Below are 14,966 nucleotides of genomic sequence, written 5' to 3'. Positions count from 1 at the left end.
CGTTTTGGGTGACGTAATCCGCATCGGTACCCGGGGCAGCTTGTTGGCCACCACCCAGGCCGGGACCATCCGTGATGCCTTGGTGGCTGCTGGACAGCCCGCTGAACTGGTCGTGATCAGCACGGCCGGGGATGTCACGTCCGGGCCTATCGCCGATATCGGCGTGGGGGTGTTCACCGCTGCGCTGCGCGAGGCCATTCTCGACGGCCGAGTCGATGCTGCCGTGCACTCGCACAAGGACCTGCCGACCGCTGCCGACTCCCGGTTCCTGCTTGCCGCAAATCCGCCTCGTGAGGACGCGCGGGATGCGCTGGTGGCGCGTGACGGATTGGTGTTGGGGGAGTTGCCGGCGGGTGCCGTAGTGGGCACATCTTCGCCGCGAAGGGCAGCACAGCTTAGAGCACTGGGTCTCGGTTTGGAAATTCGCCCCCTACGAGGCAACCTAGATAGCAGGTTGAACAGGGTAAGCAGCGGCGAACTCGACGCCATCGTGGTAGCCCGGGCGGGTCTGGCCCGGCTGGGACGCCTCGACGCGGTCACCGAGACGTTGGAACCGGTACAGATGTTGCCGGCTCCGGCCCAAGGGGCACTGGCGGTGGAGTGCCGCGCCGGTGATACGGCATTGGCGGAGCTGCTGGCGGAGTTGGACGACGCCGACACCCGCCTGGCGGTCACCGCCGAGCGGACCCTGCTCGCCGAACTGGAGGCGGGTTGTTCCGCACCGGTGGGCGCGATCGCCGAAGTGGTCGAGTCCATCGATGAGGACGGCCGGGTCTTCGATGAGCTGTCGCTGCGCGCTTGCGTAGCGGCGCTGGACGGATCCGACGTGATCCGCGCGTCCGGCATCGGCAGTCCGGACCGAGCCCGGGAACTGGGCGTGTCGGTCGCGGCGGAACTGTTCGAGTTGGGTGCGCGCGAGCTGATGGCGGACGCACGGTGAAGACGTGCGTCGGAAGTGAGTGAGAAGTGACGGGGAGTACGGAATGTCTCGCCAGGTGAGCGTGCGAGGGCAGAAGCCCAAGCCGGGCCGTATCGTTTTCGTCGGCTCGGGTCCCGGCGACCCAGGTCTGCTGACGACCCGGGCACGGACGGCGCTGACGCATGCCGCGCTGGTGTTTATCGACCCGGATGTGCCCGAGGCGGTGCTGGCGCTGGTCGGCACGGATCTGCCTCCGATCGCCGGTCCGATGCTGCCGGCCCCCAAGACGGACAAGGCCAGTGACGACGCGGCCGGCAGCGCCGGTGGCGCCGACGATGACGCTGCCGATGAGGCTGCTGCGACCGTTCCGGGCGGCCCCGACATCCGCCCGGCGCTGGGCGAGCCGGCCGAGGTGGCCAAGATCCTGGCGGCCGAGGCGCGCTCGGGCACCGACGTGGTGCGGTTGGTCGCCGGTGACCCGCTGTCGATCGACGCGGTCATCACCGAGGTGAACGCGGTGGCTCGCACCAACGTTGCATTCGAGATCGTTCCGGGCCTGCCCGCCACCAGTGCGGTGCCCACCTACGCCGGTCTGCCGCTCGGTTCGTCGCACACGGTGGCCGATGTCCGCGACCCGAACGTGGATTGGGGCGCGCTGGCCGCCGCTCCGGGGCCACTGATCTTGCAGGCCACTACTTCGCACTTGCCGGAGGCGGCCCGCACCCTGATCGAGTACGGCCTGTCGGACGGCACGCCGTGCGTGGTCACCACCTCGGGGACCACCTGTGCGCAGCGTTCGATCGAGTCCAGCCTCGGCGGCCTGACGGAGGCGTCGGCGCTGGCGAGCATCGACCCGGTCATCCTGCCCAACGGCCAGGAGACCTCGGCCGGGCCGCTGGTGGTGACCGTCGGCAAGACGGTGAGCAACCGGGCCAAGCTGAACTGGTGGGAGAGTCGCGCACTGTACGGCTGGACGGTTCTGGTGCCGCGCACCAAGGACCAGGCCGGGGAGATGAGCGACCGGCTGATCGGGCACGGCGCCTCACCGATCGAGGTTCCGACCATCGCCGTCGAGCCGCCGCGCAGCCCAGCCCAGATGGAAAGGGCCGTCAAGGGTTTGGTGGACGGCCGCTACCAGTGGGTGGTGTTCACCTCGACCAACGCGGTGCGCGCGGTGTGGGAGAAGTTCGCCGAGTTCGGTTTGGACGCACGGGCGTTCTCCGGGGTGAAGATCGCCTGCGTCGGCGAGGCCACCGCGGAGCGGGTCCGGGCGTTCGGGATCAGCCCCGAGCTGGTGCCGTCCGGCGAGCAGTCCTCGCTGGGCCTGCTGGACGAATTCCCGCCCTACGACGATGTTTTCGACCCGGTGAACCGAGTGTTGCTGCCGCGTGCGGACATCGCCACCGAGACGCTGGCCGAAGGGCTGCGCGAGCGGGGCTGGGAGATCGAGGACGTTACCGCCTACCGCACCGTGCGGGCCGCTCCGCCGCCGGCGACCATCCGCGAGATGATCAAGACCGGCGGGTTCGACGCGGTGTGCTTCACCTCGAGCTCGACGGTGCGCAACCTCGTCGGCATCGCCGGCAAGCCGCACGCCCGGACCCTGGTGGCCTGCATCGGCCCCAAGACCGCCGAGACGGCAGCCGAATTCGGGCTGCGGGTGGACGTGCAGCCGGAGACCGCGGCAGTGGGTCCGCTGGTCGACGCGCTGGCCGAGCACGCTGCGCGACTGCGAGCCGAGGGTGCGTTGCCGCCGCCGCGTAAGAAGAGCCGCAGGCGATGATTCATCCCGCGTTGACTCTGCGTCCACGGCGAAAAAGTGCGAGTAGCCTTCGCCCCCACCGCAGAGTCAACGCGTGAGAGAGCGTCCCCGTCGGCTGCGTTCCACTCCGGCACTGCGCCGGTTGGTGGCTCAAACATCGCTGGAGCCAAGGCATCTGGTGTTGCCGATGTTCGTCGCCGACGGGATCGACGAGCCGAGGCCGATTGCCTCCATGCCCGGTGTCTATCAGCACACCCGCGGCTCGCTGCGTGCCGCCGCTGCTGACGCGGTGGCCGCCGGGGTGGGTGGGCTGATGCTGTTCGGGGTGCCGCGCGATGCCGACAAAGACGCCGCGGGTTCGGCGGGCACCGACCCCGACGGCGTGCTCAACGCGGCGCTGCGCGACCTGGCCGCCGACCTCGGCGATGCCACCGTGTTGATGGCCGACACCTGCTTGGACGAATTCACCGATCACGGTCACTGCGGCGTGCTCGACGACCGGGGTCGGGTGGACAACGACGTGACTCTGGAACGCTACGTAGAACTGGCTGTCGCACAAGCGAACTCGGGTGCGCACGTGGTCAGTCCCAGTGGGATGATGGACGGTCAGGTGGCCGCCATCCGTGACGGTTTGGATGCCGCCGGCCACAGCGACGTGGTGATCCTGGCCTACGCGGCAAAGTTCGCGTCGGCGTTCTACGGCCCATTCCGGGACGCGGTCGCCTCCTCTCTGGACGGGGACCGCCGCACCTACCAGCAAGAACCCGGCAATGCCCGCGAGGCGATGCGCGAGGTGGCTCTCGATCTCGCGGAGGGCGCCGACATCGTCATGGTCAAGCCCGCCATGGGATACCTGGACGTGATCGCGGCGACCGCCGCGGTGTCCTCGGTTCCGGTCGCCGCCTACCAGGTCTCCGGCGAGTACGCGATGATCGCGGCGGCCGCTGCCAACGGTTGGATCGACGGACGGTCCGCGGCATTGGAATCCCTGATCGGGATCCGGCGTGCCGGCGCCGACATTGTGCTGAGTTACTGGGCGGCCGAAGCGGCCGGTTGGCTGGCGTGACGGCTCCCCCCGAGGGGCCGCAGCCCCCGGGCAAGGCTCTCCCGGACCGTCCCGCGGACGTCGATACCGCGTTCTGGCTGTGGCTGGCCGCCCTCCCGTTGATGACGTGCGGATACGTGGTGAACCTGCTGACCGCCCCGGAGATCCCCGCGACCGCGGTCACCTACCCGATGATCGCGCTGACGGCGATCGTGGTGGTCGTGGTGGTGGCGACGTTTCTGCTGTTGATGCGTTCCGGGTATCGCTGGGCGCGCACTGTGTTGACCGGCGGAGGGATCGCCGCGGTGGTCAATGCGGTCAGCGCGCTGTGGCACGCCGATGCCAGGCCGGCGGTCGCGATGGTTGTGGCGGTCACCGGCATTCTCGGATCGGTGCTGATCGCCGCGGGAACCGTTCTGCTGCACCGATCCGAGGCGCACGCCTACTTCGTCCGGTAGCCGGTTTATCCGCTGCCGCCCGCGGCCGTCACGGTGACGGTGACACTGGTGGCGCCGCTGTCCGAGGCGATGATCAGCACCGGCGCACCGGGGGCCGAGACCACGTGCCCGCCGGTGACGGAGACTTGGTAGCCGTCCGGGTACTGGATAGACGGTACCGAGATCTCGGTCTGAGATCCGGCGGCGAAGTGTCCTGTGCCGCCGGCTATCTCGGTGGAGTAGCTGAGCTGGAAGGTGCCGGCGTTGAACGACCAGGAGGTCGGGGTGCCGGCGACGGCCTGCGCGTATGGCGCGGACGTGGCTTCCAGCCTGGACCAATCGACATTGTCGCCGACGGGCGGCTTGCTCGGGTCGAAGACCAGCGCATTTCCGGGGGCGGTGCCGGTGATGGCGGGTACCCCGTTGTAGGCCCACTGCGACCAGCCCCACATGCGCTGGTCGGCGGCGTTCATCACCATGATGGCTTCCGCGGCGCCGTTCCCGGATCCGAACTCCGAGATGAGTCCGGGCACGCCGTACGTGGTCGTGTATGCCTCGCCGTTCTCGGCCAGCAGCTCGATGTATCCCGGGCACAGTGGTGAGAGTGCCGCGCTGATGCTGGTCAACATGCAGTAGTCGTGAAATGCGAAGACGCCATGCGGGTCGTCGACCGGACCCAGCTGCGTCGGTACTGCTTCGTTGAACAGGGTGTTCGGCTCGTAGATCAATGGTGTGGTCGGGTCGACCGACCGGATCGCGGCGCTCACCTGGTTATAGAACGGGGTCAGCTGTTGAGCTTCGTAGAAAGAATTGCCGAATATCGTTGAAAGCCAAGTGGAGCCGGCCCAGGGCTCGTTGATGATCTCGTAGCCGGCGATGCTGGGATCGTCTTTGAAATAGTCCGCAACGGCCTGGGTCATCCGCGCGTAGTGGTTCAGCAGGCCCACTCCGTCGGGGCCTTTTGCGTTGGACCACAACATGTCCCAGGCGTGGTTCTGCGCGGGGTTAAGTGCGTAGTTGAGGCCGAATCCGATGTCGGGGTTGGGCAGCCCACCGGTCTGGGTGGCCCACTCCGGTGCGCCCTCGCCGCCGAAGACCGGGCTGAAGTCGTCTTGGTGGAAGTCGATGATGCTGACGATGCCGTGGTTGGCCAGGATCTGCACGGTCTGGTTGATCGAGGCCAGGTAGTTGTAGTCGATGACGCCGGGCTGCGGTTCCACGCCCGCCCAGATGACGCCCAGCCGGACCGAGTTGAAGCCGTTGGCGGCCAGGAACGCCGCATCATCGTCGCTGAACCCGCCGGCGGACGGCTCATAGGGCGGAATCTTGTAGACCTCGTTGAACCCGTGCAGATTGAGGACCCGACCGTCGGCGTCGGTGATCCAGGTGCCGGCGGTGGTGATCCCGGCGACGGCTGCCGGGGCGCCGGCCAGTGTGCCGTAGTGGCCGTGGTCGCCGTGGTTGCCCAGCAGCATGCTGGCGTTGCCGCCGGCTCCGCCGAGGGCGGGGAGGTCGCCAGGGCCGGTGTAGGTGCCGTCTCCGGCGTTGCCACCGAGGCCGCCGTTGCCCATCAGCCAGCCGCCGTTGCCGCCGTCACCGCCGTTGCCGCCGAGTCCCCCGTCGGCGCCGTTGCCGCCGAGGCCGCCGTTGCCGAACATGCCGGCGTGGCCGCCGGCGCCGCCCGTGCCGCCGGCTTCGGTGTTGTTCCAGCCGTTTCCGCCGTCGCCGAACAGCCAGCCGCCGTCGGTGCCGTCGTGGTGTTCGGCGGTGCCGTCGATGCCGTCGCCGATCAGGGCGCGTCCGGTCAGTGCCAGGAAGGGTTGGTTGATGAGATGGTTGACCTGTTGGCCGAGGTCACTGTTGATCCAGTCTTCGATGCCGGTGTGGATCGGGGTGTAGAAGTACTGCAGCAGCAAGGTGTTCGGATCGGCGACGGCGGGGCCGGCCAGGGCGGTGCCGGCCAGTTCGGCCAGCACGGCGTCCCAGTGCCCCGGCGCCAAGAAGGTGTCCCAAGCGGTCGGGGACAACACCGCGTCCCAGTCCAGGGTGCCGGTCGTCGCGTCGAAGAAAGGCGCCATAGCCGCATCGACCGCTCCATCGAAATCAGCCTGGGCCACCGGAGCGAGCGGCGCGAAACCGAAAGTCAGAAACGTGCCGGTGGCACCAACGAATCCGATAGTCCCACGCTGCTGGCGGCTCTTCATGGTGACGTGTATCTCCTAGCCCGAGGGGGTTACGACGACGCTGACGGTGCTCGCACCACCGTCCGAGGCGATGACCAGGATGGGGGCGCCCGGGGCCGAGACGACGTGTCCGCCGGTGACGCTGACTTGGTAGCCGTCGGGGTACTGCAGTGCCGGTATCGAGATCTCGGTTTGGGTGCCGGCGCCGAAGTGGCCGGAGCCGCCGGCCATCTCGGTGGAGTAACTGAACCGGAAGATGCCGTCGGCAAAGGACCAGGACTCCGGGGTGCCGGAAATCGCTTGCGGGTACGGCTGGGCGAGAGTGGTCAGTACGGGGTTGTCGGCCTGGTCGTCGACCACGCCACCGTTGAGGTTTGGCCCCATCGCCAGGCCGTAGTCCCAGTACAGCCAGCCGAACCGCTGACTGTTGGCCTCCGTCAGGAAGTCGTCGAGGCCACCGATGAGCCTGCTGTTGCCGAATTCGGTGACCAGCGCGGGAATGTTGTGGGCATCCGCGTATTTCGCCCCCATGTCCTGGGCGAACATCTGCCACAGTGAGCAGCCGAAGTCACTGCCGGGGAACAGCAGCGTCGTGATGCAGTAGTCGTGGAAGGCGAAGACGCCGTGCGGGTCGTCGACTGTACCCAGCTGAGTGGGTATCCCCTCGTTGAACACCACGTTCGGCTCGTACATCAGTGGTGTGGTGGGGTCGACGGAGCGGATCGCGGCGCTGACCTGGTTATAGAACGGGGTCAGTTGTTGGGCTTCGAAGTAACGGCTGCCCAGGACCGTTGACAGCCATTGCGAGCCCGACCACGGCTCGTTGATGACCTCGTAGCCGGCGATGTTGGGGTCGTCCTTGAAGTAGTCCGCGACGGCCTGGGTCATCCGCGCGTAGTGGTCTAGCAGTCCGACTCCGTCGGGCCCTTCGGCGTTGGACCAGAACGCACCAAAAGCGTGATTCGCGGCGGCGTTCAGCACGTAGTTGAGGCCGAAGCCGAAGTCGATGATCGGTATTCCGCCGGTCTGGGCGGCCCACTCCGGTGCGCCGTTGCCGCCGAAGGTGGGGCCGAAGTCGTCTTGGTGGAAGTCGATGACGCTGACGATGCCGTGGTTGGCCAGGATCTGTACCGTCTGGTTGATCGAGGCCAGGTAGTTGTAGTCGATGACGCCGGGTTCCGGTTCCACGCCGGCCCAGATAACGCCGACCCGGACCGAGTTGAAGCCGTTGGCGGCCAGGAACGCCGCGTCATCGTCGTCGAAGCCGCCGGCCGACGGTGCATAGGGCGGACTCTTATAAACCTCGTTGAAGCCGTGCATGATCAGCACCCGACCGTCGGCGTCGGTGATCCAGGTGCCGGCGGTGGTGATCCCGGCGACGGCTGCCGGGGCGCCGGCCAGCGTGCCGTAGTGGCCGTGGTCGCCGTGGGTGCCCAGCAGCATGCCGGCGTTGCCGCCGGCTCCGCCTAGGCCGGGTAGATCCCCGGGACCGGTGTAGGTGCCGTCTCCGGCGTTGCCGCCGAGGCCGCCGATGCCCATCAGCCAGCCGCCGTTGCCGCCGTCACCGCCGTTGCCACCAAGTCCCCCGTCGGCACCGTTGCCGCCGAGGCCGCCGTTGCCGAACATGCCAGCGGCGCCCCCGCCGCCTCCGATACCACCGGCTTCGGTGTTGTTCCAGCCGTTACCGCCGTCGCCGAACAGCCAGCCGCCGTCGGTGCCGTCGTGGTGTTCGGCGGTGCCGTCGATGCCGTCGCCGATCAGGGCGCGTCCGGTCAGTGCCAGGAACGGTTGGTTGATGAGATGGTTGACCTGTTGGCCGAGGTCACTGTTGATCCAGCCTTCGATGCCGGCGTGGATCGGGGTGTAGAAGTACTGCAGCAGCAATGTGTTCGGATCGGCGACGGCGGGGCCGGCCAGGGCGGAGTCGTCCAGTGCGGCCAGCACGGTGTCCCAGTGGGCCGGGGCCAGGAAGGCATCCCACGCCGTGGGGGAGAACGCCGCATCCCACTCGAGATTGCCAGAGGTGGCGTCCAAGAAGGGCGCGAAGGCTGCGTCGATCGCGTCGGCGAAGTCGGCCTGGGCGGCCGGAGCGGCAGCAAGCGGTGACGCCACTCCGAAAGTCAGAAACGTGCCGATGGCAGCGGCAAAACCGACGACCTCGTTGCTCATGTAGAGGTTTGCTGCGGAGCTGTTGCGGCGCATCATGTTGGTTCATCTCCAAGCTGCAGGAAAACCTGTGCGAAACATATATAAAAGCATAAATTAGCCCAATCTACTGGTGCGTAACAACAAGGATCGCCAAAACCGACTGGAGGTTGTGGCCCGGTGCTGCTAGCCGCGGGGCCGCGTTAGGCTGACCCGACATGTCTGAGCCTCCGCCGCACGCCGCACCGCTGTTCTTCGAGCGCGGTGCCAGCTGGTATTGGGTGCTGTTCGGGCCGATCTCTGCGGGACTGCTGGTGCTGATTCAGAACTCCGGCGGCTACGGCTTTCAGCCCCTGGTTCCCACCGTGTTGTTGGTGCTGGTTTCGACGATGCTCGCCATCCAGGTGAAGGCGGCGCGTATCCACACCTCCGTCGAGCTGACGGCAGACACGTTGCGGCAGGGCACCGAAACCATTCGGGTGGCCGACATCCTGGCGATCTACCCCGAGGCCGAGCGGCCTAGCGGCTGGGGCAAGCGGGAGCCGCAGAAGTGGCAGGAATCCCGCGCGCTGGGCGAGCTGAGCGGGGTACCTCGACGCCGGGTGGGTGTCGGATTAAGGCTGGCCGGGCGGCGCACGGTGCAGGCCTGGGCGCGTGATCATCGCGGGTTTCGTGCCGTGCTTAGTGAACTGATTCCGGAGACGGTCCCGCCTGGTGGGCCTGCCGAAACCGATGTCGAGGACGGATCGACCTGATGAGGGCAGCCCCGATTCTCCGGGCCGTGGTCGAGCTGGCCTTGGCCGTCGTCGCGGCGGTGGGCTGCGCGATGAGCTGGCTGCAGGCGCGCTATCTGGTGCTGGTCGCGCCGGTCATCGACGGCGAACCGGCTACCACCTCGGTGACCTATCACCCACGCATGCTGCTGCTGGCATGGGTGTTGGCGACCGCCGCCGGGGTGCTGGCGGTGGTTGGCGCCGCGCGCCTACGCCGGGCTCGTGGCGCCTCGACGGCCGAATACCCCGTGGGGGTATCTGCGGTATCATCGGCGGGGTGATCACTACCGACCTCGAGCTGCGGGGAATGACCTGTGCGTCGTGCGCGGCGCGGGTGGAGCGCGGCTTGAACGCCCTCGACGGGGTACACGCCACGGTGAACTTCGCGGTCGAGCGGGCCCGCGTCGAACACGATCCGAATGTCTCGGCCGCCGACCTGGTGCGCGCCGTGGAGAGCACCGGTTATCAGGCCGCCGTGGTTGGTTCGGCCGACGAGCACGCCTCCGAACATGCCGAAGTGCCGGCGGGTCGATTGCTTTCTAGGCTGGTCGGCTCGGCATTGCTGGCTGTGCCGGTGGTGGCGCTGTCGATGGTGATGCCCTGGCAGTTCAGCGGCTGGCAGTGGCTGGTGTTCGCACTGACCACCCCAATCGTGGCGTGGGGCGGTTATCCGTTCCACGTCGCCGCGCTGCGTACTGCCGTCCATCGCGCCGCCACGATGGACACCCTGGTTTCGCTGGGCACTCTTGCGGCCTATCTGTGGTCGGCGGTTGCGGTCCTCACCGGGGCGGGCCATCTGTATTTCGAGGTGGCCGCGGTCGTCACGGTCTTCCTGCTGGCCGGCCGCTACGCCGAATCGCACGCCAAACGTTCGGCGGGCGCAGCGCTGCGGGAATTGCTGGAACTTGGGGCCAAGGACGCCGCGATCATGCGGCGCGAGGACGGTGTGCTGACCGAGGTTCGCGTGCCGATCGCGGATCTGCGGGTGGGCGACGTCATTGTGGTCCGGCCAGGGGAGCGGGTTGCCGCCGACGGTGTGGTCATCGACGGCGCCACTGCGCTGGACACCTCGGCGATGACCGGCGAATCGCTGCCGGTGGACGTCGCCGACGGTGACTCGGTGCTGGGCGGTTCGCTCAACACCACCGGGCTGGTGCTGGTCCGTGCCACCAAGGTCGGTGCCGACACCCAGCTGGCCCGGATGGCCACGATGGTCTCCGATGCCCAGGCCGGCAAGGCGTCCGTCCAGCGGCTCGCCGATCGGGTCTCGGCGGTGTTCGTGCCCGCCGTGCTGGGGATCGCCGCGCTCACCCTGGCTGCCTGGCTGTTGACCGGTGCATCTGTCGCGTCGGCGTTCACCGCGGCGGTCGCGGTGCTGATCATCGCCTGCCCGTGCGCGCTTGGGCTGGCCACGCCGACCGCGATCCTGGTGGGCACCGGCCGCGGCGCGCAGCTCGGCATCCTGATCAAGAACCCCCAGGTGTTGGAGGCCGTCAAGGACATCGACACCGTCGTGCTGGACAAGACCGGCACGGTCACCACCGGTGTCATGGCTGTGGGTGGTCTCGCGGTCGCCCGCGGCGAGGACCCCGACACCGTGCTGGCCCGAGCCGCCGCCGTCGAATCGGGGTCCGAGCACCCGATCGCCGCGGCTATCGTTGCCGGAGCCAAGGCCGGCGGCCTGGAGATCGGCCAGGTGACCGAGTTCGCCAGCCGTCCCGGCCACGGCGTGACCGGGGTGGTCGACGGTGTGCGGGTGGAGGTCACCCGATCGGCCGCGGCGCACGCAACCGGGACCGCCGTCGAGGTCTCCTGGGACGGGGTGGCGCGCGGGACAATCACCCTGACCGACACCGTGCGGCCCACCAGCGCGGCCGCGGTGGCGGAGCTTCGGGCCATGGGCATCACACCGATGCTGCTGACCGGTGACGGTGCGGCGGTAGCGCGCATGGTGGCCGAGGAGGTGGGGATCGATCCGGCCAACGTCATCGCCAACGTCTTGCCCGCGGACAAGGCCGAGGCGGTCAAGCGGCTGCAGGCGCAGGGCCGGCGGGTGGCCATGGTCGGTGACGGCGTCAACGACTCGGTGGCGCTGGCCACCGCTGACATCGGGATGGCAATGGGAACTGGCACCGACGCCGCCATCGAGGCCGGTGACGTGACGCTGGTGCGTGGTGACCTCGGCACGGTTCCGACAGCGCTGCGGCTGTCCGCACGCACACTGCGGATCATCCGGCAGAACCTGATCTGGGCGTTCGGCTACAACATCGCGGCGATCCCACTGGCGGCGGCCGGGCTGCTCAACCCGATGATCGCGGGCGCGGCGATGGCGGCCTCGTCGGTTCTGGTGGTGACCAATAGCCTGCGGCTTCGACGTTTCGCGCGGTAAGGTCCGGAAAAGTCGAACAGGGAGTTTGCGCTATGTATGCACGCAACGTTTCACACGGTGTGATCGCGAAGGCAGGGGCGGTGTGCGCCGGTCTGGCGGCGTTTGCTCTGACGCTATCCGGGCCGGCCGGTGCGGATCCGGCCAATCCTGACCCGTTTAGCCCCAGCGACTGCATCGCCAACGCGAATGCGGTCTGTAACGCCGGTCCTTATGGCCCCGACAGCCTGACCAATCCGGCCAACATCGACAGTCCGCTGAACCCGGCGAACCCGGACAACCCAGCCAATCCGATGAACCCGGCGAACCCGGCGAACCCGGAAAGTCCGATGAATCCGATGAACCCGGCGAACCCGGCCAGCCCGATGAACCCGATGAATCAGGCCCAGTAGATCAGGAATCCAGCCAGGCCAACTCGGCCGGAAGCTGCTCCCGCCAATAGGACACGTCGTGTCCGCCGGGGGAGAACCCACCTGCCGGCGGCGGATTCAGCTGGCCGATGAAGCTCTTGGTCGCGTACGCGAAGCTGTCCGCCGTCCCGCAGTCGACGCGCAGCGGGAATGGAGCCAGCCGCGGCACCAGATTGAACACGGAGTTCGTCCGCCAGTCATCGACGCTGTCGAACGCCCCGGCGGGTGCGCCGAAATAGGTCATGTAGATCGCCGGGCTGATGGCACAGATCCCCGCGGTGCGCGACGGACCCAGGCGGGTGCCCAGCTGCAGCGCGCCGTAGCCACCCATCGACCAGCCCATGAACCCGACGCGGGTGATGTCGATGCCCTTCTCCGGCAGCATCGGAATCAGCTCATTGAGCACCATCGCACCGGAATCCTCCCCGGAGCTGTGCCGGCGCCAATAAGTGTTGCCGCCGTCCACGGCCACCACCGCGAACGGCGGCCGGCCCGCTGCGGTCAGCTTCGCCAGCTCCTCTTCCACGCCCAGATCCATCACCCAGGCCGCGTCGCCGTCCAGGCAGTGCAGGGCGATCACCGGCCGCAGCGGAGCGGTCTGTCCCGGCGGGCGGGCGATGATCCAATTGGTCTCCACCCCGCCGCGGGCCGCGGACACGAACGAGCCGGATTCGCGGGTCGGATAGGTACTACCGGTCGCCCGCGACTCGGCCGGGTGCCGCCCCGCACCCACGCCGAACAGGCCTACAGCCCCCGCGGCACCGACCCCGAGGCGCAAAGCAGCCCGGCGGGTCAAATCTGCCATGTACAGCATCATCGCGTGGCGCATGCTCGGTTTGCCCCGGCACGCCGCGGTATTGATCAGGTTGATGCCGGTTCGTTAGGAACATCGGGAACCGGTGGGCGGCCGAACTGCTGGCGAAACGCGTCCACCGTGTAACTCACGACGGTGGCCTCACGCGGGGCGCGGACCGTCGCCGAGCGGGGGATCCGCACCATGGGGCCGAGCTGGCCGGCGTACTGGTCCGGTTTGCCGATCTTGAGCAGCCCGTCGCCGGCGCCCGCCGAGTCGGGGGCGATCTCCACCTCGCCTTCGGTGACGACGTAGATCAGGTCCTCGACGGTGCCCTGCTCCAGCAGTACCGAGCCCGGCCCCAGCAGGACCGGCGCCTGCTGCGGGCGCGTCGGTACGGCGGTCGGCGACAGCTGAATGACGATGTCGGCCAGCGGGACGATCCGGGTGTCGTGGGTCGCGACCACCACAACGCGGTCGCCGGCCGCCAGCACCCGCAACAGTTGCACGACTTCGCCGGCCCGGACGTAGTCCAGTTGCGCGGTGGGTTCGTCGGCCAGGATCAGCGGCGGATCCAGGGCCAGGGCACGCGCCACCGCCACCCGCTGCTGCTGGCCACCGCTGAGCTGCCCGGGATGGTGGGAAGTCCGGTCGGCCAGACCGACCCGGGTCAGCAGATCCCGGGCACGTTCTTGGGCGGACCACTGGGTCCATCCGGCTGCCCACATCGGGACCATCACGTTCTCCAGCGCGGTCAGGCTCGGCACCAGGTTGAATGCCTGGAAGACGATGCCGACGGTGCGCCGCCGGTAGGAGGTGATGTCGCGCCGGCCTAGCGTGGTCACATCGGTGGCGCCGAACAAGATCTGACCGCTGGTCGGGCTCAAGATGCCGCCCAAGCACGAGAGCAGCGTGGTCTTACCGCAGCCGCTGGGACCGAGCACCACCACCAGTGAGCCGGCCGGGACGTCCAGGCTCAGGCCGTGGATGGGACGGATCGGTTCCCCGCCGCCAGTGGCGTATTCGATGACCAGATCACGGATCCTCAGATCTCCCATGAGTTACGGCCCTCCGAACGCCAGTACCGGGTCCACCGCGACCGCGTGGCGTAAACCCGCCAGGCTGGCCAGCAGGCCGATCCCCACCGCGGTCAGGACCAGCAGCGCGAACGACGATCCGGTCACCGCCACCAGCATCGGAAACAGCGGCCCGATCGACACCGCCAAGATGCCACCGAGCACCGCCGCGGCCACCGCGACGACCACCGCCTGCAGGGCCAGCCCGGCCAGCACCATCGCGGTGGTGACCCCCAACGCCTTGAACACCGCGAAGTCGCGGGTGCGTTCCAGCGCAGACAGGTAGATCAGGGAGCCCACGATCAGCGCAGCGACCCCCCACAGCAACACCGACATGTACGACAGGGCCATCTGGGCGCCGGCCAGCGGGCGAACCATGTCGTCGACAGCGGCGGTCCGGTCCACCACCCGGTAGCCCTTCGGCACGTGCGCGGGCGTGCCTCTTATGCCGATTGCGGAGACCACCGGCTGACCCGAATACATCAGACGTTGAGCGCCCGCCACGGTCAGGAAGCCATTGGGTTGGCCGGCCAGTGTGGTCGACTTCTCCACCAGGCCGACGATTCGCAGTTTGTCTGCGCCCAGTTCGATCTCGTCCCCGACGGCGCGCTTGAGCGTGGTCGACATCGCGATCTCGTTGGGTTCGGTCGGAGCCCGCCCCTCGGTGAGTGGCGGCATCGCGGCCTTGGGCACGCCGTAGATATTCACGTTCAGCGGCGCCTTACCGTCCTGCAGGATGGTGTTGCCGTAGACCACTGGCAAAGCGGCGTCCACGCCGGAGATTCGGGCGACATCGCCGGCTTCGGCCTGCGGGAAGCGCGACGAACCCATGAACGGCCCCACCGCGGCCGTCTGGATCAGGTAGCCGTCGATGTTCAGTGAATCGACGACGTGCTCTGCCTCTACGCGGAATCCGTGCGTCAGCCCGGCCAGCACCAGGGTCAGGGCGAACACCATCGCGGTGCCTACCGCGGCGACGATGAACCGGCGCAGTCGCCACTGCAAATCGCGAAACGCGGTGATTAACATCCGCACGC

At 68.2% G+C, this 14,966-nt stretch carries 12 protein-coding genes and 1 pseudogene; 8 read left to right on the top strand and 5 right to left on the bottom strand.

Going from position 1 to position 14,966, the window contains the following annotated elements; genetic code table 11:
• The first annotated feature begins 4 nt into the window (after positions 1–4).
• The 4 genes from hemC to NM962_05585 all read left to right on the top strand — a co-directional run bounded on the left by hemC (position 5) and on the right by NM962_05585 (position 4,184).
• Positions 5–940: a hydroxymethylbilane synthase gene (hemC, locus tag NM962_05600; GenBank protein ID UVO13578.1), complete on the top strand. Its 936-nt coding sequence runs from the start codon at positions 5–7 to the stop codon at positions 938–940.
• Positions 941–983: 43 nt separating this feature from the next.
• A complete protein-coding gene (locus tag NM962_05595; GenBank protein ID UVO13577.1) occupies positions 984–2,702 on the top strand; it encodes a uroporphyrinogen-III synthase in 1,719 nt (572 codons plus the stop codon).
• Positions 2,703–2,775: 73 nt separating this feature from the next.
• The gene (gene hemB, locus NM962_05590) at positions 2,776–3,747 is read left to right on the top strand and encodes a porphobilinogen synthase (protein ID UVO13576.1); all 972 of its coding nucleotides are present in this window, start codon (positions 2,776–2,778) and stop codon (positions 3,745–3,747) included.
• A complete protein-coding gene (locus tag NM962_05585; protein ID UVO13575.1) occupies positions 3,744–4,184 on the top strand; it encodes a hypothetical protein in 441 nt (146 codons plus the stop codon). The genes hemB and NM962_05585 overlap by 4 nt, the downstream gene beginning before the upstream one ends.
• Before the next feature lie 5 nt (positions 4,185–4,189).
• Here NM962_05585 and NM962_05580 read toward each other — a convergent pair whose 3' ends face one another.
• Positions 4,190–6,367: a cellulase family glycosylhydrolase gene (locus NM962_05580; GenBank protein ID UVO13574.1), complete on the bottom strand. Its 2,178-nt coding sequence runs from the start codon at positions 6,365–6,367 to the stop codon at positions 4,190–4,192.
• Between the two features lie 15 nt (positions 6,368–6,382).
• Positions 6,383–8,551, bottom strand: a complete 2,169-nt coding sequence (locus tag NM962_05575; GenBank protein UVO13573.1) for a cellulase family glycosylhydrolase — start codon at positions 8,549–8,551, stop codon at positions 6,383–6,385.
• A gap of 158 nt (positions 8,552–8,709) precedes the next feature.
• Between NM962_05575 and NM962_05570 the strand changes: the two genes are divergently transcribed.
• The 4 genes and pseudogenes from NM962_05570 to NM962_05555 all read left to right on the top strand — a co-directional run bounded on the left by NM962_05570 (position 8,710) and on the right by NM962_05555 (position 12,042).
• Positions 8,710–9,246: a hypothetical protein gene (locus NM962_05570; GenBank protein UVO13572.1), complete on the top strand. Its 537-nt coding sequence runs from the start codon at positions 8,710–8,712 to the stop codon at positions 9,244–9,246.
• Entirely contained in the window at positions 9,246–9,545 is a 300-nt protein-coding gene (locus NM962_05565) for a hypothetical protein (protein UVO13571.1), read from the top strand. Before NM962_05570 ends, NM962_05565 begins: the two co-directional genes overlap by 1 nt.
• A gap of 26 nt (positions 9,546–9,571) precedes the next feature.
• A complete protein-coding gene (locus tag NM962_05560) occupies positions 9,572–11,653 on the top strand; it encodes a heavy metal translocating P-type ATPase (protein ID UVO14567.1) in 2,082 nt (693 codons plus the stop codon).
• A 125-nt stretch (positions 11,654–11,778) separates the two neighbouring features.
• A pseudogene (locus NM962_05555) lies at positions 11,779–12,042 on the top strand (hypothetical protein).
• Between the two features lies 1 nt (position 12,043).
• On the opposite strand, the gene NM962_05550 reads toward NM962_05555, so the two are convergent.
• Genes NM962_05550 through NM962_05540 form a run of 3 tightly spaced genes read right to left on the bottom strand, consistent with a single transcriptional unit; the run spans position 12,044 to position 14,958 of the window.
• Positions 12,044–12,877, bottom strand: a complete 834-nt coding sequence (locus tag NM962_05550) for an alpha/beta hydrolase-fold protein (GenBank protein UVO14566.1) — start codon at positions 12,875–12,877, stop codon at positions 12,044–12,046.
• A 44-nt stretch (positions 12,878–12,921) separates the two neighbouring features.
• Entirely contained in the window at positions 12,922–13,911 is a 990-nt protein-coding gene (locus NM962_05545) for an ATP-binding cassette domain-containing protein (GenBank protein UVO13570.1), read from the bottom strand.
• A gap of 3 nt (positions 13,912–13,914) precedes the next feature.
• On the bottom strand, positions 13,915–14,958 hold the full coding sequence (locus tag NM962_05540) for an ABC transporter permease (GenBank protein ID UVO14565.1): 1,044 nt from the start codon (positions 14,956–14,958) through the stop codon (positions 13,915–13,917).
• Between the last annotated feature and the right edge of the window lie 8 nt (positions 14,959–14,966).

Origin of the sequence: Mycobacterium sp. SVM_VP21 (genome assembly GCA_024758765.1) — a bacterium.
Taxonomy (GTDB): Bacteria; Actinomycetota; Actinomycetes; order Mycobacteriales; family Mycobacteriaceae; genus Mycobacterium; species Mycobacterium heraklionense_C.
This window is presented reverse-complemented; position numbering and strand designations above follow the sequence as displayed.